Origin of the sequence: Plantactinospora sp. CA-294935 (assembly GCF_050936445.1) — a bacterium.
GTDB lineage: Bacteria > Actinomycetota > Actinomycetes > Mycobacteriales > Micromonosporaceae > Plantactinospora.
Map to the genome: position 1 here is coordinate 2783333 of NZ_JBNJMU010000001.1, position 17899 is coordinate 2801231.

Annotated in this window: 12 protein-coding genes and 1 pseudogene; 4 read left to right on the forward strand and 9 right to left on the reverse strand. The window is 68.3% G+C overall.

What is annotated here, in order from left to right; translation table 11 throughout:
- Nucleotides 1-10: 10 nt before the first annotated feature.
- Complete coding sequence (locus ACQEVC_RS12510) at nucleotides 11-2947, forward strand: CHAT domain-containing protein (RefSeq protein WP_432876458.1); 2937 nt, start codon at nucleotides 11-13, stop codon at nucleotides 2945-2947.
- Nucleotides 2948-3373: 426 nt separating this feature from the next.
- A complete protein-coding gene (locus ACQEVC_RS12515) occupies nucleotides 3374-4489 on the forward strand; it encodes a hypothetical protein (RefSeq protein WP_432876460.1) in 1116 nt (371 codons plus the stop codon).
- A 568-nt stretch (nucleotides 4490-5057) separates the two neighbouring features.
- Here the strand turns inward: ACQEVC_RS12515 and ACQEVC_RS12520 are convergent.
- The 5 genes and pseudogenes from ACQEVC_RS12520 to ACQEVC_RS12540 form a co-directional block, all read right to left on the reverse strand.
- A complete protein-coding gene (locus tag ACQEVC_RS12520) occupies nucleotides 5058-5585 on the reverse strand; it encodes a DUF6244 family protein (protein ID WP_432876462.1) in 528 nt (175 codons plus the stop codon).
- Between the two features lie 245 nt (nucleotides 5586-5830).
- Nucleotides 5831-6241, reverse strand: a complete 411-nt coding sequence (locus tag ACQEVC_RS12525; RefSeq protein ID WP_432876464.1) for a hypothetical protein — start codon at nucleotides 6239-6241, stop codon at nucleotides 5831-5833.
- Nucleotides 6242-6650: 409 nt separating this feature from the next.
- Nucleotides 6651-7115 carry a SitI3 family protein gene (locus tag ACQEVC_RS12530; RefSeq protein WP_432876466.1) on the reverse strand — a complete coding sequence of 155 codons (465 nt, stop codon included), beginning with the start codon at nucleotides 7113-7115 and terminating at the stop codon, nucleotides 6651-6653.
- Between the two features lie 3 nt (nucleotides 7116-7118).
- Nucleotides 7119-7622: pseudogene (locus ACQEVC_RS12535) on the reverse strand (hypothetical protein).
- Nucleotides 7623-7786: 164 nt separating this feature from the next.
- Entirely contained in the window at nucleotides 7787-8314 is a 528-nt protein-coding gene (locus tag ACQEVC_RS12540; RefSeq protein ID WP_432876468.1) for a DUF6244 family protein, read from the reverse strand.
- Between the two features lie 1158 nt (nucleotides 8315-9472).
- Between ACQEVC_RS12540 and ACQEVC_RS12545 the strand changes: the two genes are divergently transcribed.
- Complete coding sequence (locus ACQEVC_RS12545) at nucleotides 9473-10294, forward strand: transposase family protein (RefSeq protein ID WP_432876470.1); 822 nt, start codon at nucleotides 9473-9475, stop codon at nucleotides 10292-10294.
- On the opposite strand, the gene ACQEVC_RS12550 is transcribed toward ACQEVC_RS12545, so the two are convergent.
- The 4 genes from ACQEVC_RS12550 to ACQEVC_RS12565 form a co-directional block, all read right to left on the reverse strand.
- On the reverse strand, nucleotides 10295-10744 hold the full coding sequence (locus tag ACQEVC_RS12550) for a Mov34/MPN/PAD-1 family protein (RefSeq protein WP_432876472.1): 450 nt from the start codon (nucleotides 10742-10744) through the stop codon (nucleotides 10295-10297).
- A gap of 17 nt (nucleotides 10745-10761) precedes the next feature.
- Nucleotides 10762-12336, reverse strand: a complete 1575-nt coding sequence (locus ACQEVC_RS12555) for a ThiF family adenylyltransferase (protein WP_432876474.1) — start codon at nucleotides 12334-12336, stop codon at nucleotides 10762-10764.
- The gene (locus tag ACQEVC_RS12560) at nucleotides 12333-13349 is read right to left on the reverse strand and encodes an SMODS domain-containing nucleotidyltransferase (RefSeq protein ID WP_432876476.1); all 1017 of its coding nucleotides are present in this window, start codon (nucleotides 13347-13349) and stop codon (nucleotides 12333-12335) included. The genes ACQEVC_RS12555 and ACQEVC_RS12560 overlap by 4 nt, the downstream gene beginning before the upstream one ends.
- A 204-nt stretch (nucleotides 13350-13553) precedes the next feature.
- Nucleotides 13554-14636, reverse strand: a complete 1083-nt coding sequence (locus ACQEVC_RS12565; protein WP_432876478.1) for an SAVED domain-containing protein — start codon at nucleotides 14634-14636, stop codon at nucleotides 13554-13556.
- Between the two features lie 164 nt (nucleotides 14637-14800).
- Here ACQEVC_RS12565 and ACQEVC_RS12570 point away from each other — a divergent pair, with 164 nt between their 5' ends.
- The gene (locus ACQEVC_RS12570; RefSeq protein WP_432876480.1) at nucleotides 14801-17899 is read left to right on the forward strand and encodes a hypothetical protein; all 3099 of its coding nucleotides are present in this window, start codon (nucleotides 14801-14803) and stop codon (nucleotides 17897-17899) included.

Consider the following 17899-nt stretch of genomic DNA (forward strand, 5'->3'; position numbering starts at 1 on the left):
GGGACCGGCGATGACTGACGTACCCACCCCGGACACGCTGCGGACGGTGCTGGACCAGACGTCAGCCGCGATCGCGGCGGTCGGTGTGCCGGACCGTGGGTCGTGGTTGTTCGCCCGGTGTTGGATCCGGCTGATCCGGTTCGAGTACCACGGACGGGCGGACAGCGACCTGCAGGCGGCGCTGGCCGACTTCGACAGCCTGCCGGTCGCGGTACCCGGCCGGGCGAAGCTGGCGTCGGTGCTGGCCACCGCCATGGTGCGCACGGGACACCTGCGCGACGCGGAGACCGTACGCCGGGCGGCGGTGCTGGCGGCGGTGGCCGCCCAGGATCCCCACCCACTGCCGGACTGGCCATCGGTACAGGCGGTGATCCGGGCCCGGGTCATCCTGCAGGAGGCACAGCACGGCGCCCCCGGTGCCACGCTCCGGGCGGGCCTCACCGAGTTGGACGGACTCGCTCGTAGCGTCGGTGGTCGCCGGCCGTACGCCGACATCATTGAGGGGGTGCGGACCGCCCTCACCATGCTGCACAGCGCTGCCGGGAACGACCTGGCGGCGATGGGTCGGATAGCTGACGAGGCGAAGCGGTACGGTGAGCGGCTACAGGCCGACGGTGTGGGCACGGCGCACCTGCGCCCATCGGTGGAAGCGCTGGCCGCTGTGGCGGAGGTGAATGCGGCGGTAGCGCGCGGCGACGTGACCGCCGGGATGGCGGCGATGCGGCGCCTGGTCCGACTGGTGGAACCACTGCCCGCCAATCACGACCTGCGTCGGCGGGTCGAGCAGCTCCGCGACACGGTGGGCCCGCTCTTCGACCTGCTGCAACCGGACGATCTGGGACCGCGTTTCGGTGTCGGCGCTACGGGACCGGCGGCCGCTCACGCCGGGAGCGACGGTGCCGGCCCAGCGTTGCGTGCCCAACTCGACCGCCTGCGGTCACTCGCCGAGGAAGCGGGTCTGTCGGCGCAGGAGAAGGCGTTGCGCCTGCACAACCTGGGATCGCTGGAATTCGGTGCCGGGGTCGACTCGCCGCCACTGATGGACGCTGCGGTGACGCACTTGGGGCAGGCGGCCGGCAGCGCCCCCGAACACGACCCGCGCCGTGTCCACTACCTGATGATGTCGGGCACGGCGCATCTCCGCCGCCGGGAGCTGACCGGCCGGCGCGAGGATCTTGACCGAAGCATCGCACTGCTCGAGCAGGCCCGGGAGCTGGCTGGGTCCGACCTGCACACCACTTGGACGATGCTGTCGAATCCGTTGGCCCACGCCTATCGGCTCGCCGGCCGACGGGAGCGCGGTCGGGAGGTGGCGCTCGCCGGGTTGCGGGGGCACGCGTGGAACGTCCTGCTACAGGCGAACACGGCGGACGTGCAGGCGGCGGCGCGGCACGCTGGCGGGGACGCGGTGGATGTCGCCCGCTGGTGCCTGGATGATGGTGATCCGGAATCCGCGGTGCAGGCCCTCGACGCGGGACGGGCACTCATCCTGTACGCCGCGACCGAGACTCGTGACCTCACCACTCGACTAGCCGACGCCGACCGGCCGGATCTGGCCGTCCGCTGGTCGCGGGCGATAGCCGCCGCCGGCGTCGAAGGGGTGTCGGGCGAGCTGCGCCGCGAGGTGATCGGCGTACTGGCCGGGGTCCCGCTTGGCGGGGACATCGGCGTGCCGGCCGGATCGACCGGGGCATCGGCGCGCCTGCTGGCGCCGCCGGACCTCAACGAGATCCGTGCGGCACTGTCCAGCCTCGGCGTGGACGCCCTGGTCTACCTCGTCCCCGGTCAGGAACGGCCCGGTGCCGCAGTGGTCGTGCCTGCGGATGACGTGCCAAGTCTGCTGCTGCTACCCGGGCTGGGCACGGGGTGGGGTACCCGTTTCGACGACTTCCTCAAGGTGGTGTCCCGGGAGGCACGCGGCATCGCCGGTCGGCGCGACGCCGGGCCGGACGAGGATCTCCTTGCCGGCGGCGACAACTGGTCGGTGGTGGCGTCAACAGCCCGCGAGAGCCTTGACGAGCTGTGCGAATCGGCCTGGGAGATGGCAGTCGGACCACTGCTGGAGCATTGCTCCCGGCCGTCGGACCGGCCGCTGCGCATCGTGCTCGTGCCGATGGGGAAGCTGGCACGGGTGCCGTGGCACGCCGCCCGCCAGCGCACCGGCGGCCGGCTGCGGTTCGCGATCGAAGACGCCGTCTTCTCGTACGCCCCGTCGGCCCGTCTGCTGTGTGACCTGGCCTGGCGTGGCGCCGTACCGCTCACCGAAGCCGGACTCGTGGTGGGCGATCCGGACACCCATGGGGCGGCGGCGGAGTTGCGCGCCGCACGTACGGAGGCGCTGTCCGTTCGGGACGTGTTCTACCCGCTGGCCTGTTATGTCGGGCGTTTGCCGGACGGCCGGTCCGGTGCAGACGGCCCTGGAAGCCGCACCGACCTGCTCGACTGGTTGGGTGATGCCGGTGCGGGAACGATGATGCACCTGGCGTGCCATGGCATGGTCGAGCCGGGTACTGGCACGGCTGCTACGTCGTACCTGCTCCTGGCGAACGGTGAGCGGCTGTCGGCGGAAGAACTCGTACGCTCGTCGGCGGGGCGACCGGTCGCCCTGGCCGTACTGGCCGCGTGCAGTAGTGGCGTGTGTGGGCGAGGCGATGACGAGGCGTTCAGCATCAGCACGACGCTGCTGGCCAACAACGTTCGTACGGTTGTCGCCGCCCAGTGGAGCGTGCCGGATGCGGCCACCTCGGTCTTGATGTTCATGTTCCACCACTTCCTCCGGGTACGGGGCCGGAGACCGGCGGACGCGCTGCGCGAGGCTCAGCTGTGGATGCTGTCGGAGCACCGCGAGGTGCCGGCGGAAATGCCGCCGGCGCTGCGCGACGCCCTGGTCAAGGTCGGCCCCGCAGACACCGTCGAGTGGGGAGCCTTCATCCATTCCGGGCGGTGATCAGGCGTGCCGGACGCCGTTTCCCGTGTCGACCGGTCGGCACCGGCGTGGTGGCCCGACTCCATCGGGTGGGCTGGCGGTGGCGACGTTGCCGCCGCTCACTCGTTCCGACAAAAGGTGGATGACCCCCGAACGGCTTAAGCCGGAAGGGCGCCCGGGATCGCCGGTCGGGGCGAGCGGGTCGTGGGAACGGCGACCGGGTACGGCCGAACCGGAACCGCGGCCGACCTGACCCGGCTGGTCGGGTTACCGGCCCGGCACTGTAAGCAACAATTCGGCCAGAAAGCCGCTGCGGACCCTCGCCAGCCGTCATTCCGCGCCGCGATACTCCTTCCGGGTTGGCGTCTCCACATGTCGTACGGCCCGAACTCCGCCTGCTTCGACCAGCGGCGAGGAACTGTCGCGGGAACCGTGGGAAGGGGAACAGTGACCAGCGCAGCTCAGCTTCCGTCGACCTTCGCGAACCTCCGGGGCCCGCTCGACCCCGGTGCGGACCGGGGCGGGCCGCGGGCCGATCGGCCCGGGGCGGCAGCGAGAGCCACCGATCCCGGTCCGGTCGGCGAGTCGGTCCTGCGCGACCTGGCTCGCCGTGGGACGCTCGCCGCCGAGGCCGCTGGCGCCCCGCCGGACAAGTACGCACGACTGGCCGGTACGGCGTATGCCCTCGCCTGGCCCGTGGTTTTCAACCGGGTTACCCGCCCCGTGGAGCGGCGGCGTGGTCACTGGACCTGCTCGATCGATGTCCTTCGGCTCGCCGACGAGTGCCTCGACGGCTTCCACGACGACGTCGAAGCGGTCGTCAGCGACCTCCTGGTCAACGCAAAGACGCCGATCCGCAACATCGAGGGATGGATGAGTGGACGGGTGACCGCGGTCACCATCGACGGCCACCGGAGGCGGCGGGGACAGCGGGGCGCGCTGCAGCGCCCGCGCGTACCCGAATGGCTCGCCGCAGAACTCGGTCGCGACGCCTGGCTGACGCAGGTCGCGCTCGAGATCCTCAATTGGGTCGGCGTGCCCGCCACCGCCGGGGCCGGTGTCTGGCCGCTGGAAAGCTGGGCCCGACGCCGGGCGGCGGTCACCGGGGACTGGACCGGCAGCGACCCGGACGCGGTGGCCCGAGAGGTCGAGGTCGTACTGGCTGCCATGCGACGCCGCCCGAAGTGGTACCTGGATTACGTTGAGCGACCCCTCGGGCGCAAGACCGCGCCGGTGGCACCCTCGACCGGCGATGGAGCGGGCGGCTCTCGCCCGTTGCTCTCCGTCGCTGAGCACGAGGTCGACGAAGCCCGGTTGGCACGCCTTGCGTCCGCCGCGGTGGACGCCCTCGCCTTGGGGCTGTCCGGCGGTGGCGACCTGACCGAGACGGTGGTGCGGGTCATCGGCACCGTGTTCGGCTCGGGTACCGGCGGCGACGAACTGGATCGGATGCCAGGAAGCGGGTCTGCCCTCGACGAGCGGGTTTCAGCGCTGCTCGCCGACCCCCGGGCCGTCGCTCGGATCGTCGCCTCGGTCCGGGCGATCGTCGTCGACGTCCGGTGACAACCCGACAGCCCGGCAACGCTCGTCGACCAATTGGGCGAGTGCCTCGGGCGTCGCGCCCTCCGACACCGCCGCCCGCCAGGCGGCGCGAAGCTCCTCCTGCAACAGTTGCCGGAGAAGTTCTCGCTGCTCGGGTCGGAGGCTCACCTCGACTACCAACTGGTCGGCTGGATGATCACAACTCATTCTGCCTGGTGGAGACCCCGGTTAGGCAAGTCCGTTGGCCCCGGCGATCCTCGCCGACCTGGGCCGGTACCGACGGGCCAATCGAGGTCCAGAGGTGTTCGCCCGCCGTCGGCGCGCAGGACGTCGTACCCGGCTCGGCCGGCCGGACATCCCGCTGCATGTTCGTCATCTGTGCCTCCGGACCTGCGCCTCGCCGGCACCTGCCGGATACATATTCCTGACGGACCGAGGACCGCCCCTCGGCTACCCGGGCTGCTGGTCCAGTAGGGACCCCGTTGGACGAGGCGCGGACGGGATCCGAAAGGTACGCCCGGTCACCCTGTAGCGGGCTGTCAACGCCGCCTCAATCGTGACCACCGGGGTCCGCCGCCGCCAGCCCTGGTCAGCTTCCCGAGCTGCCCGTCCGGCGAGCGTCGGTCACGGCCGAGGCGAGTGAGTGTTTGACCGCACCGCCATGCTGCGCCACCAGCAAGAGGATCTCCTTGATGGTTCCAAGCATGGAGAGCAGCGGCCCGGGATCGCCACCCTGCAGGACCCTGGCGACGAGAGCACGGGCCTCGTCAACGTTGCTGAGTGACGAACCGACTCCGCCGTGCGCGGTACCCACCCTGTCCGCTGCGCGGTTCAATGCCTCGACCACCTCCGCTGGCGAGGCCTCTTTGGGTACCGCCACGAGAGAGCTGGAAGCCTCATTGACGGCCCCGTCGACGTTGCCCAGGCCAGCCTCGATGTTCCTGATCGCCTCCCGCACCTGGGACATGCCGGCGACGATTCCACTGAATCCCGCAGCCGCTGCCCTCGTTGCCACCTGTTCGGCTTCCTGCCCGGTAGCGGATGCGGTCGACCTGGCCCGGTCAATGCCGGCCCGCATCGACCGCAGCTCGCCACTGATGGCGTCGGTTTGCGACATGTTCGCAGAGTCCTCCGTCGAAGGGATTGGGGTCACGGTGTCGAGCCGCTGCCGGCACCGTAGCCGGCGGCAGCCGCCGCAGGACGCATGCCGCTGCCATCGTACGAATCCGATTGGTAGCCGGTTGCACGGCGTGGGGGTACACCCGCGCGCAGACAAACACCCTCGCGAGCCGCTCGGCGGCAGATGCGGATGCGATTCCGGCCGCGCGGCGAGGCTGGGCCGGGGTCGCAAGTTGCCAGGTGCTATTCGCCTTCCAGCCGGCCAGAGTTGCCGCGGAATGGCCGTCCTCCGTCGGTCGTCGGTAAGGCTGCGATTCTCGCAGTCCAGCGGTCGACGTAGGTCTTCATCCCGTCGGCATTGCGCGGATTGCTCAACCAGTCCCAGGCGGCGTCGCGAATCTCCCGTTGGGCGATCATTTCGGTGCCATCGTCGTAGTGGAACGGGTAGCCGTCGACGATGTCCGACAAGTCCGCGTAGATGCTGTACAGCCCGCCGACATTCCCCACGTTGTCCCTGAGAAGCAGGTCGACCAGCGCACACTTCAGCTCCTCGACGACCCCCACCGGATCTTCTCTGCCCTTCAGCACTCGATGCATGTGTCCATCGATGAGGTCGATCACAGCGGTCAAGGAAGGCGATACGGCATCGGTCACCCTCCCATGGTCGCTTACTGGGTCACCCGGGCCGCTCCTGACCTCGGCAGCGCGCAACGTTCCAGGGCCACGATGCCGCGAAGAGACCAGAAGATCGAGCGCACTCTCGTCGGCAGTTTCCGGGGCCCGCCCGTGCCCAGGCCGTGAACATCTACCTCAACGCCCAACTGCCGGCCAGCGGAAGTGTGCTCCCGGCAGCGATGCCCGACGACCCGCTCGTGCGCGGCAGAGGTGCGCTCAAAAATTCTCCAAGGTTAGCGGGTGTGGGCTCGGCAAGCATCATCGAGCGGGGCGGCGAACTCTTGTGGTGCTCAACCACAGGTGATTCGTCCGGTGTCGTCCCACCGGTCGGAGAGACGATGGGCGGGATCGCGGTTGTGGGCTCCGGTGGCAGCGGCGACAGGTTGGTTTATTCATCTGTGACGAGGATGCTGTCGGTGAGGCCGTAGTGGTCCCACCACAACGCCCGGCGGTGCTTGCGGAGTACCCCATCGAACCGGGTCAACAGCAGCACGTCGCCGTTGAGGATCAGCGCGGCGTCCTCCGGCCGGCAGCTGAGTACGCGGGATGCGACCGCCAGCATGTTGGAAACGCCCTTGTCGACGGGGCTTTCCTTGGCCATCCGGAACGTGATGTTGACATAGCTGTCCGGCTCCCATACCCACGTCGTGCCGTCGTCGTCCTCGGCCTCGTAGTACCCGTCGTGGCCGGGCCGCACGATAAGGGTGAACCCCTGCTGATCGTGTAGGTCGGCGGTGAGTAGCCCCGGTGTCTCGGTCGGCATCGGCCGCTCGGCGGGGTCAGGTACCGCGCACTCGACCAACTGGTCGACAGGGGCGTCCCCGGCAACCGTCAACCGGTATTCGATAGCCATCTGTCAGCCTTTCGTGTCAGGGCGCGCCACGATTTTCACGAGCTTACCGGTCGGTGTCAGCGCCACCAGTTCCTTGAGCTTGTCCACGGGCCAGTCGTCGAACTGCTTCCGTAGGGCGTCGAGGTCGCCCCGCCAGTCGGCGAGGTTGAGCACGACCCGCTCGGTCTGCCCGTCCTCGACCTTGTCCCGGACGCCGCTCCAGACACCCCGTACCGACTTCGTCTCTCCCGGCGCGTAGCAGTCGAAAACGTGCCCCTCGACCAGATAATCAGGGTCCTTGCCCGGATTTCCGCGATCACTGAACCTTTTTCAACCTGAACCGCGCGGCGCTCACGCACCGCGTCCGACCTTGCGGTCCGCCGGACCGCAAGGGGAGGTTGAAAAAGGTTCACTGGTTCGTGTCCGCGCCTCGGCCACCTCGCGCGGGTTTGGATTCTGGTGTACGCGGTAGCCACGGTTGGCCAGCACATCCGCGCACTCGTTCTCCCGCTCCAGGGAACGACGCACACTGGCGTCCTGCCGCCCACCGATCCTGGTACGCAAGCCCGTTGGTTGCCCGCCGGGTCGGCCGGTCGGCCGCCTGTTCCAGGTGAGATCGTTGCTGTCCGGTCCAGCGGAAGCATCAGGTGAGACCGGCGTCGGGCTGGTCGGCGAGTTGCCGCCAGCCCGGCCTAGTTTCCCGAGTTGCCCGTCCGGCGCGCGTCGTTGACAGCCGAGGCGAGTGACTGCTTGACCGCGCCGCCCTGCTGTGCCACCAGCAACAGGATCTCCTTGATGGTTCCGAGCATGGAGAGCAGCGGCCCGGGATCACCGCCCTGCAGCACCCTGAGAACGAGAGTCCGGGCCTCGTCGACGCTGCTGATGGACGAGCCGACTCCATCGTGCGCGGTGCTCACCCTGTCCGCCGCACGGTTCAACGCCTCGATCACCTCGGCGGGGGAGCCTTCTTTGGGTACCGCCACGACAGAGGTCGAAGCCTGATCAATAGCCCCGTCGACGTTGCCCAGACCAGCTTGGATGCTCCTGATCGCTTCTCGTACCTGGGACATGCCGGCGACGATCCCGCTGAAGCCTGCGGCGGCGGCCCTCGTTGCCACCTGCTCGGCCTCCTGCGCGGTGGCGGAAGCGGTCGATCTGGCCCGGTCAACGCCGGCACGCATCGACCGCAGCTCGCCACTGATGGCGTCGATTTGCGACATGTTTCGCAGAGTCCTCCGTCGAAGGGGCAGGAGATCACCATGCCGGTCTGCTCCCGGCAACCTGGTCGGCGAGCGACCGCCGCAGAGCGAAGTCCGCTGTCAATCGTACGAATCCCCGCAAGACCCCCAGGCCGTCTTCACCTGCCTGTCGGGCATCCAATGCTCACTACCCGTGTCACCACTGCGGATGCCGGCAACTGGCGTCGGTTCCGGCGGCGCTGACGTCGGATGGCCTGCACACCGCCCGCACGGCTCCGCCCCGCTCCCAGAGCCACATCGCCCCAGTTATGCCCGTCCGGCCATCATCGATGATCTTCATGCGTGTGCACGATGTGTGCTCCGGTGCGATGATCGACACTGAGTGACGATGAGCGATCATGCTTGCCCGTGACGGTCGATCGGGCGAAACCCCTGATCACGTGCGGTCGATGTGCGATCCGCTGGTGACGACGCCAGCGCTGACCACCCCTGCGGCTCCCTGCGGTACGCTGACAGCCGCCGCCAGCTAGCCTGGATCATGGCGCCCTCGTAGCTCAGGGGATAGAGCAACGGTTTCCTAAGACGATGCTCTATCTGTACCCGAAGGCTGTCTACCTGCGGGTTCCTATTTTGTTTTCGTGTTAGTGGGTCGCACACGCGCGTTGCTGTGCTCGCTTGCCGAAGATCAGCAGAACGGGCGTAAGTCCTGCTCAGGCCGTGCTTCGGTCGGTTCGACGCGTCCTTATCAGATCCGGCAAAGTTGCCGCGCCGCGTCAGTCTACGGTGCTGCGAGAGCGTGGGCCAGCAGCGTGGCGAGTTTGGTTGCGGGTGCCGGGTGGTGATGACCGACCCAGAGAACTCGGCCGATGAGGTATTGAGCAAACTTGGGGTGGCCCGGCCCGGCTCTGGCCGGCGAGGCCGGTGCGGGTGGCGTTGTGGAGGATGGCGCGGAGCTGGTCGTATTCGTTGCGGGGTGCGGCGGGGTGGTGGTTCTGGCGATGGGGAAAGCTTCAGGCAGTGAACCCTTCCGTGCAATGTCTCGAGTGCGGAGCGTGGTGTCCACGATGAGGGGACACGGGTGGGAATCGCCTGGCTGGGCGGGCGTGGGAGATAGGAGCGCGGAACTCCGTGACGAAGTGTTCCTCTCACAGACCACTGCCATCGGAGTTCCGCGCCGCTATGAGTATCACCTACACCGCGACCCTCGGTGTCCGCGAGGAGACCGTGCTGTTCCTGTCCGGCCTGCTGCACGCCGAACGGCAACGACGCGGCACCCGTCGGGGAACCCGTACGTTGAGCTGCTTCAAGCAGGCGGTGCTCGTCCTGCGGTGGCTGCTCGACGGCACTCGGATGGCGCAGCTGGCCCGGGACAACGAGATCAGCCGCTCGACCGGCTACACCTATCTGCACGAGGGCATCGCCGTCCTCGCCGCCCGAGCGCCGGGACTGCATGGCGCGCTGCTGGCGGCGAAGGTCGCCGGCTACGACTACGTCCTGCTTGACGGCACGCTGATCGAGACCGACCGGATCGCCACACCCGGTCCCGCCGCCGGGGTGGACCTGTGGTGGTTTAAGAAACACGCGAGCCACGGCGGCAACATCCAGGTCCTGGCCGCCCCGGACGGCTGGCCGTTGTGGACCTCGCGGGTGCGACCCGGCCGGGAACACGACACCACCTGCCTGCGGACCCACCCCGGGCTGCTCGACACTCTCACCGCCGTCCGCCCCGACCTGCGCACCCTGGCCGACCTCGGCTACGAAGGCGAAGCCGACACCGTCGTCGTCGCCTTCAAGAAGCCCAGGAACAAGCGACTCGGCGGCATCCAGCAGCAGTTCAACCGCGCCCACAACCGGCTCCGGGCGATCGTGGAACGCGGAAACAGTCTGCTCAAGACCACTTTCCGAGCGCTACGCAACATCAGCCTCTGCCCGTGGAAGATCGGTGACATCGTCGCGGCAGCCCTGGTCATCCTTCACATCGACCACCAGCGAACCACCTGATCACTGAACGCTACGACCCGTTACGCGGAAAGGCTCAGTGACCTCGAGGACCGTCTGCGACCTGCCACGACGAGCCGCTCGTATGTCGAGGACGCCGCCGGAGCGGTGCACGATGAGCAGCAGCGGCTGGGGGTAGGCACGGGAGGCGCTGCGGATGGATTCGAGGTCCTGCGCGCTTGCCTCACAGGGCGCCGGATGGCTGTGCCAATCACCGACATAACCCATCCAGGGGTGCCCGAGAGTGGCGATCGCCCGGTCGAGGGCCTGCTGGGCAAGGTTCTCGCGCCGGATCCACGAGGTGCCGGAGGCGGCCGGATCCACTACCTCGACGGCAGAACGGACGATCACCCTGTCGCTGTCCCACCACCCAAGAAGCAGACCGCCGGCCTCCAGCGGTGTGGCACGTCCGGCCGCTTCGTTGATGGTCTGACGAGCGTCGGAGTGAATCACCACTGGAACTGGGCCGGTCACAACGCCACCGGGACGGAAACGGCATTTGGTGTGAGCAGACCGAGCCGGTCGAAGGGCGGATCAGGCTGGGGCCGGCGCACGTCGGCCATAGTCGCCGGCAGGGCGCGTTGGTGGGTCGCCTCGTCGATGACCATCCGGCACGCGAGCTCGGCGGCGGCGATGACCGCCGCTGGTGGCGTCCGCGAGACAGGTTCACCGCACCCGGCCTCCCGTACTCCTGCGCGGACTGGTTCGCCGGCCAGGGCCGGTAGGTGTTGCTCTGCGCCGCGCAGGGGGAAACGGTCAGCCCTGATGATGTCGCCCTCGCGCTGCACACAGGCGGAGATGACCGTGTGACCGGTCCAGGCGCCGACGATGTCAGCGGCCGTCGCGAGCAGGCTGCTGGCACCGGCGTGGGCGGTGGCGTCGAGCACCACGTTGTGGGTCTTGACCAGTTCGACGGCGTCGCCCAGCCGGGTGAGGTCCCGGCGCCGCCGCTCCACCTCGCCGACGTCGAACCCCGTGGCCGCCAGCCGGTCCATGACCGCGGTGACCTTGTACTTTCCGACGTCGTTACTGCCGGCGAGGTGACGCACGAGGTTGCCGGGACGCAGACGCTCACCGTCGATCAGGGTGAGACGGCGGACGCCGGAGCGGAACAGGATGTCGGCGGCGAAAGACCCGAGCGCGCCAGCACCGACCACGGCGATCCGGACATCAGCCAGTTCCACCGCGGTGTTACCCGCGCGTATCGACCGGGTGGACAGGCTGGTGTCGGCGCTTTCGCACGCGGTGATCGACGGAACGGGGCCGCCGCGCTGCACGGCAACAGCCAGGGCCGCGCGGTGGCCGTTGCGGGAGTACCACAGCAGGAGACAGCCGACGGCACCGAGCGCGATCAGACGAGTGACTTCATCGGCACGTCCAAGAGCCTGCGCGAGGTCGGCCCATTCCCGAGGCGGGGAATTGACCTCCCCGAGATCATCGACCCACGCGAGTCCACGGTCCTTCGGGTGTAACTGCTGAGGTCCTCGCAGCGCGATGACCCCCGGCCGCCGGTTGCCGGTCACCTCGATGGTGCATGGTGTGGGCCCCGGTGCCGTCTTAAAAAGCCCGACTTTTCCGGTGAGCACGTCGGCGTCGTAAAGCACGAAAGTGTCGGCGTCCTGCACCAGGTACCGCTCAAGGTCGCAGACATCATCGTCCGGCCAGCCGACGGCCGTCTGTTCCAGCCAGTTCCGCACCCGATCCAGCAGAACCTGGGGTTCGCGCCATGGCGCGGCGTCGACCGGATGGGCACTGCCGTCCCAGAGGCAAAGGTTGCCGTGAAGCCCCGGCAGAGCAGGCCGGTCAATGTGGAAGGTCAGCTCCATCGTTGTTCCGGAATCGAGCACCCGAACCGCTGGCGCGGCGAACGGAAACCGATCGGTCAGCTCCACCTCGATGCGGGCATGGACAAGGCCGTGGACCGGGTGCTGCCACGACAGGTCGCCGCGTAGCCGATCCCCGTCGTCGCCGAAGCCGAGTTCCCCGAGGCGCGCACGCCAGGAGTCGGCTTCGGCGACGAGGTCGCTCTGCCAGGAACTGCTCATGCGTAGCGGCCGCTCCCGGCCGGAACGGTGGACGCGCCCCGGGTCACCGCCGACGCCTGCTTCCTGGTGCCATCGGCGTTGCAGTACTCCGGCAGCGGGAAGACGTACTCCTCGGCCGTGGTGTTCTTGGTCGTGCCAAGCAACTCGCGCCACTTCACCGCGGCCGGGCAGTCCTCCGCATCCAGGGCGTCTTCGGCCAGCGTCGCCGCCTCGGCGATCCGCTCGGCCGCGGCAGCCAACTGCTCCGCCGTGGCCTTGGTCTTGATCTTCTTGCCGTCCAGCGTCGGGTCGTCGAGGCCCTCGTCGGCGACGTCCACGAGCAGGTCGGCGATCTCGCGGAGCACGACGGTCAGGTACCCGGCGTACGTCGTCTCGTCCGGCTTGACGTTGCTGAACGCGTGATACGTGAGAACCTCGAAGAAGTAGCCGCCGGGCTGGTCATCGACCCAGACCCGGCGGATCTGACGGACGAGCTTGACCACGGGAACGTAGACCCCGCTTCCGGGATCGTCGTCGTAAAGCAGGTAGTCCTTGTTCGCCTGCGTCGTCAGCTCGGCCATCTTGGTGGGGTTGGTCTCGACCCACCGGGCATTCCCGTCGTCCTCGATCTTCTCCGGGATCTCCCAGTGATCCCCGCACGGCCGGGCGATGACCACATCGACGGACAGATCGTAGTCCGGGAAGTCCACCATCACGGACCGGTGCTGGCGCGTGACCCGGCCGGGGAACGCCGCCTCCAGAACAGCCTCGACGTGGTCGAGGATCTTGCCGGGGCGCAGGTCTTTACCGGCCTTGCTCAGCCGGGCGAACACGTCGACGTCCTTGACCCGGCGAATCGACACGTGCCGGCCGTAGGAGCCGATCAGCAACGGATCGACCCCGAGCTTCACCAGGAGGTCGTCCGCCTCCAACGCCGCCGTGACCTCGGCATGCGCCGACTGGGCGTTCTTGGCGTCTTCGGTCGGCTCGATGTTGCTCAGTGCCGTCTTGAAGTGGGTGGCCAGCGTGGCCATGTGCTCTCCGTTCCCTGGGCTGGCAGGTGCGCCTGGTACGGCCGCCGAGGGGGTGAGGTCACGGCCAGCTTCTACGACGCTTTGGGCGGCACCCGCATTCCCGAAAGAGCCGAGCACCGACGAGACGGTACGGCGCGGGTACGACAACCTCGCCCCGCCAGGAGGACCGGCCGCCAGCCTTGGGCGTACCGGCGGAACGCCACGTCAGCCGTTCGGGGGAGCAGGGAACGGCTCGCACACGTTCGCAACAGGGTTGAAGGTGTACGCCGTCCACTGCCCGGGGGTCGGCGCAGCCAACCGGGCACCGAGCGCCACAGCGATCGCCACCGGCCCGCTCAGGAAGATCGCGTGGTGACCCGTCCGCGCCTCGGCCGGCAACGGCGCGACATCCCACGCGTTGCACGTCTGCGAGATGACCCCGTTGAACGTCTTCATGACCTGCTTCAGCAGCCGGTTCTCGTTGCGAAGCAGCAGCAGCCACCCGATGCCGCGCTCACGACACGTCTTGACCACCGCGTCCCGGAACTGATCTCCGCGATTCTGCAGATCGAGCGCGAGCGCCACCTTCGTCATGTCGCCGCCATCGACCGCCTCCAGCCGCTCCACCGTGAGCGGGGCGGCTTTCACGTCCACCGCCCGCAGCGACGTCGCCGCGAAGAACGCCGGAGACCCCGTGTCCTGCCGAAGCTCATGCACGGCGACATGCTGGGCGTGCGTGTACCCCAGCCGCGCACCCAACCAGAACGCCACGTTCAGCGGCATCGTGGGGATCACATTGACGTGGGCCGCGTCCGGAGCGAGCCGCTCCGCGATCGTCGTGGCCCGTAGCGTCTCCTCCGCCAGCAGATCAACCAGCTCACGATCACGAACGGGATCACCCGACAACTCGATCTCCGCCTTCAGCGTCACCGCCGCTGAACCCTGGCTGAACCGCTCCGCCTGTTGATTCCGCTGCTCGGCACGGGCCCGACCGCGATGGACATCCACTGCGTTCACGATGATCCCCACCCGCAGCCCCATCCGAGCCCGGTGTCGCAGCCAGAAGCCGACCGCCATGACGATCAGACCCACGACGACGGCCACCACGAACCCCAGCCGGCCCGGCTTCTCACCGGTCATCAGCGACTTGCCCGCCTCCGTCAGAAACGTTCCGGCGACCAGGCCCCCCACCGCGATGACAGCCGATCCATCGGCCACCAACGCACGCAAGCCCTGCGCACCGACGGGCTGCTCGCCCGCGCCCACCACCGTCAAACGCGGTGTATCGGAACGCTCCACGGTTGTCACGAGGCCACCACCGTCACGAAGAGAAGGGCCCGTCCAAATCTTGACCGACGCGTCGGACCAGACCGGGCAGTGCCTCGAAGCGTAGGACATGGGACTGCCTCGTTCGACCTGTGCAATGTCCACCGGGGACGGCACGCGCCCCGGCTCAGGTTCATCATAGTTTTGTGGCATACGAGCTGAGCAGACTCGACGAGCGGCGATTCGAGGAGTTGTGTAGGGCGCTCGCGATGCGAGTGCTGGGCCCGGCGGTCCAGGCCTTTGGCGCGGGACCGGACGGTGGCCGCGAGGCCACCTTCGACGGCGAGGTGTCGTTTCGGCCTGATTGGTGCGGCTACGGCGTCCTCCAGGCGAAGTGCCGCCGGACCGCTGGCGGTGTCGCCGATGCTCAATGGTTGTGCCAGACCCTCACGAGCGAGCTGGACCAGTGGCTTGATCCGCGACGGCGGCGCGTCACCGACGGCCGGATCCCGCAGTACTTGATCGTTGCCACGAACGTCCGCCTTTCCAGCGTCGCGGGGCGCGGCGGCATCGACCGCGTCAACGACCTACTCAGCGCATACGGGCAGCGCCTCGGCCTCAAGGGCTGGGCCTTGTGGGACGCCAATCAGTTGTCCGCCTACCTGGACGCCTATCCCGAGATCAGCCGACGTTTCGCGGAATTCCTCACGCCCGGTGATGTCCTGGCTCAGGCCATGGACACCATCAATGATGTCAACGAAGCCCTGCGTGAGCGGCGGAGCGCGGCCGGAGCGCCGAAGCGCCGGGTAGTCGACTGGGAGCCCTTCGACCTGGGCGTGCACCGCTCGATCAGCCCGGCGGAGCAGGTCGCGACGACGCTGCCGGACTACGTTGGTCGAAGCCATGACGCGAACCTTCGCCGGCTGCTGCACCCCATGCCCATTAACGGCGTGTTCATCGTCCTCGTCGGTGGCTCCTCGACCGGGAAGACGCGCACCGCATACGAGGCGGTCCTGACGTGCCTGCCGGACTGGGCGCTGGAGTTCCCCACTACCGCGCTCGCCTTGGGGGAGCGGCCAGCGAGTCCACCCTCAGTCATCTGGCTCGACGAGGCGCAGCGATATTTCAGCTCCCCCCACGGCGAGGCGGCGGCCGTCGCCCTGATGGAGATACTGCGATCGAACGCGCCTGTGGTCGTGATCGGCACCCTGTGGCCGCAGTACTGGCAACGCTTCACCACGCAGCCGAACCCGGGCGACGCCGATCCGCACCATGAAGTTCGAACACTGCTGGCCCGAGCCGTCCGCATCGACGTACCGCCGACATTTCTGCCCGCCGATGTCGAACTGGCCCGGTCGCGCTCCGATCCACGCCTCCGCGACGCCATCGCGACCGCCGGATCCTCGAACCGGATCACCCAGGCACTGGCAGCCGGCCCGGACCTCATCGCCGCCTACCGGGATGCCGATCCGTACGCCCGAGCGCTCATGCTTGCCGCAGCCGATGCCCGCGCCGCCGGTCGCGCCGCCCCGCTGTCTGCGACCATGCTCGAACACGCGGCGGCAGGTTATCTGGACGAACAGCAACGGGCCCGCACCGAACCTTGGTTCGCCGCGGCCCTTGCCTACGTCACCCGCATGGTCAAGGGCGTCATCGCTCCGCTGACGCCGGTGCGGTCTCAGCCCGACCTCGGCGAGCCCGACGGCTACGTGCTCGCCGACTACCTCCTTCAGCACCTGCGTCCAGAGCAACACATGTATCCGCTGCCCCCACAGTTGTGGACCGTCCTGCTCGCCGATCCAGGCCCGATCGAGGACCAGCTACGCCTGGCCAGGGAAGCCGAGGAACGCCACCTCTACCGCGACGCGGTCACACTCTGCGCGTCGCCGGCCAATCAGGGCTCACCCGGTGCGGCCATGGCCATCGGCGTGCTTCTCAGTAGACTCGGCCGGCACGACGAGAGCGACCCCTGGGTAAGACGAGCGGCCGAACTCGGCCATGAGGGCGCCATTCAATCGCTCGCACAGCGGTACGTGTGGGACGCGACCTCGGGTCAGGAGGTGCACGAAGACCCGGCTGACGCCGAGCGACACCTGCGACAACTCGTCGCGAACCCTGACGATCTTGACTCTCTTGTTCGGCTCGTGGACCTGCTCACCGACAGCGGACGCAGCGACGAGGCCCACCGCTTGCTGACGAGCCGCGCCGAACAAGGCGACCCCCCCGCACTGGTCGTGCTGGCAAATGTGCTGTACGAGCAAGACCAGCAAGGCGATCTGGAACCCCTGCTGCACCAGCAGACCGCCAAGGGCAGCCCGATCGCCGCGATCCTGCTCGCCGGCCTCATGGATGAACTCGGCCGCGCAGAGGAGAGCCAGACACTACGCTCGACCATTGTCCAGAGGATCCCCGCGGATGCCCTCCAGCACTGCATCGAACTACTGATCGAGGCCGACCAGTGGCGCGGAGTGGACGACTTGTTGCGACACGCGGCCGAAGAGGGCCATGCCTGGGCCATGCAGCGGCTCGCCGGACTGCTCATCGAGGACGGCATCGAACTCGACGACGATCCCGAGCTCTTCGAAGAAGGCGAAAGCTGGCTGCGGCGGGCCGCCGACGCCGGCGACAAGCACGCGAACCTGCTGCTGCCCAACCTGCTAGACCGCCTAGGCAAGACCGAGGATGCGGCGGATGTCCTACAGCAGCGGGCGGCCACCGACGACCAGGAAGTCCTCCTCGACGTTGCCGACCAATTCATGCACCTCGGGCATCACGACGAGGCGAACGAGGTGCTTCGGCGGTTGACTGCCGCTGGGAAACCCCAGGCGCCGGTTCGGCTCGCGCACGTCCTGCGGCAAGCCGGTCAGCTCGAGCAGGCCGAGGCGCTCCTTCGGCTGACAGCCGCCGAGGACCTGCACGCGCTCGTCGAACTGGCCCGCATGCTCGCCGAAACCGGGCGCACTGCTGAGGCGGAACAACTAATGCGTGGCGTGGCGCAACCAACGACGGAAGTATTGTCGGCGCTGGCCGATGTACTCGAAAAGGACGGGCGCGCAAAGGAGGCCGATCGGGTGCTTCGTGACGCGTGCCTGGCAGGTGCTGACCTCATCGAACTCGAATTCAGCTTACAAGGGACCGAGGTGGAGCAATTGCGCCGCTACGGGCTAGAGCCTGATGGGCGAACCGCAGCGCCGTGGCGCGCCCCTGAGCCCACCCCCAAGGTGCGCACGGCAGTCAACGAAAATCTACCGTTCGCGGAGTGGTTCGGTCTGCCCTATCCCCGTTATTCCGAACAAGGGCCGTAG

Bases quoted from the DNA above. Each gene is read 5' to 3' on its own strand.
- ACQEVC_RS12510 (WP_432876458.1), top strand. From the start codon at position 11: ATGACTGACGTACCCACCCCGGACACGCTGCGGACGGTGCTGGACCAG.
- ACQEVC_RS12520 (WP_432876462.1), bottom strand. From the start codon at position 5,585: ATGTCGCAAACCGACGCCATCAGTGGCGAGCTGCGGTCGATGCGGGCC.
- ACQEVC_RS12530 (WP_432876466.1), bottom strand. From the start codon at position 7,115: ATGGCTATCGAATACCGGTTGACGGTTGCCGGGGACGCCCCTGTCGAC.
- ACQEVC_RS12540 (WP_432876468.1), bottom strand. From the start codon at position 8,314: ATGTCGCAAATCGACGCCATCAGTGGCGAGCTGCGGTCGATGCGTGCC.
- ACQEVC_RS12545 (WP_432876470.1), top strand. From the start codon at position 9,473: ATGAGTATCACCTACACCGCGACCCTCGGTGTCCGCGAGGAGACCGTG.
- ACQEVC_RS12555 (WP_432876474.1), bottom strand. From the start codon at position 12,336: ATGAGCAGTTCCTGGCAGAGCGACCTCGTCGCCGAAGCCGACTCCTGG.
- ACQEVC_RS12560 (WP_432876476.1), bottom strand. From the start codon at position 13,349: ATGGCCACGCTGGCCACCCACTTCAAGACGGCACTGAGCAACATCGAG.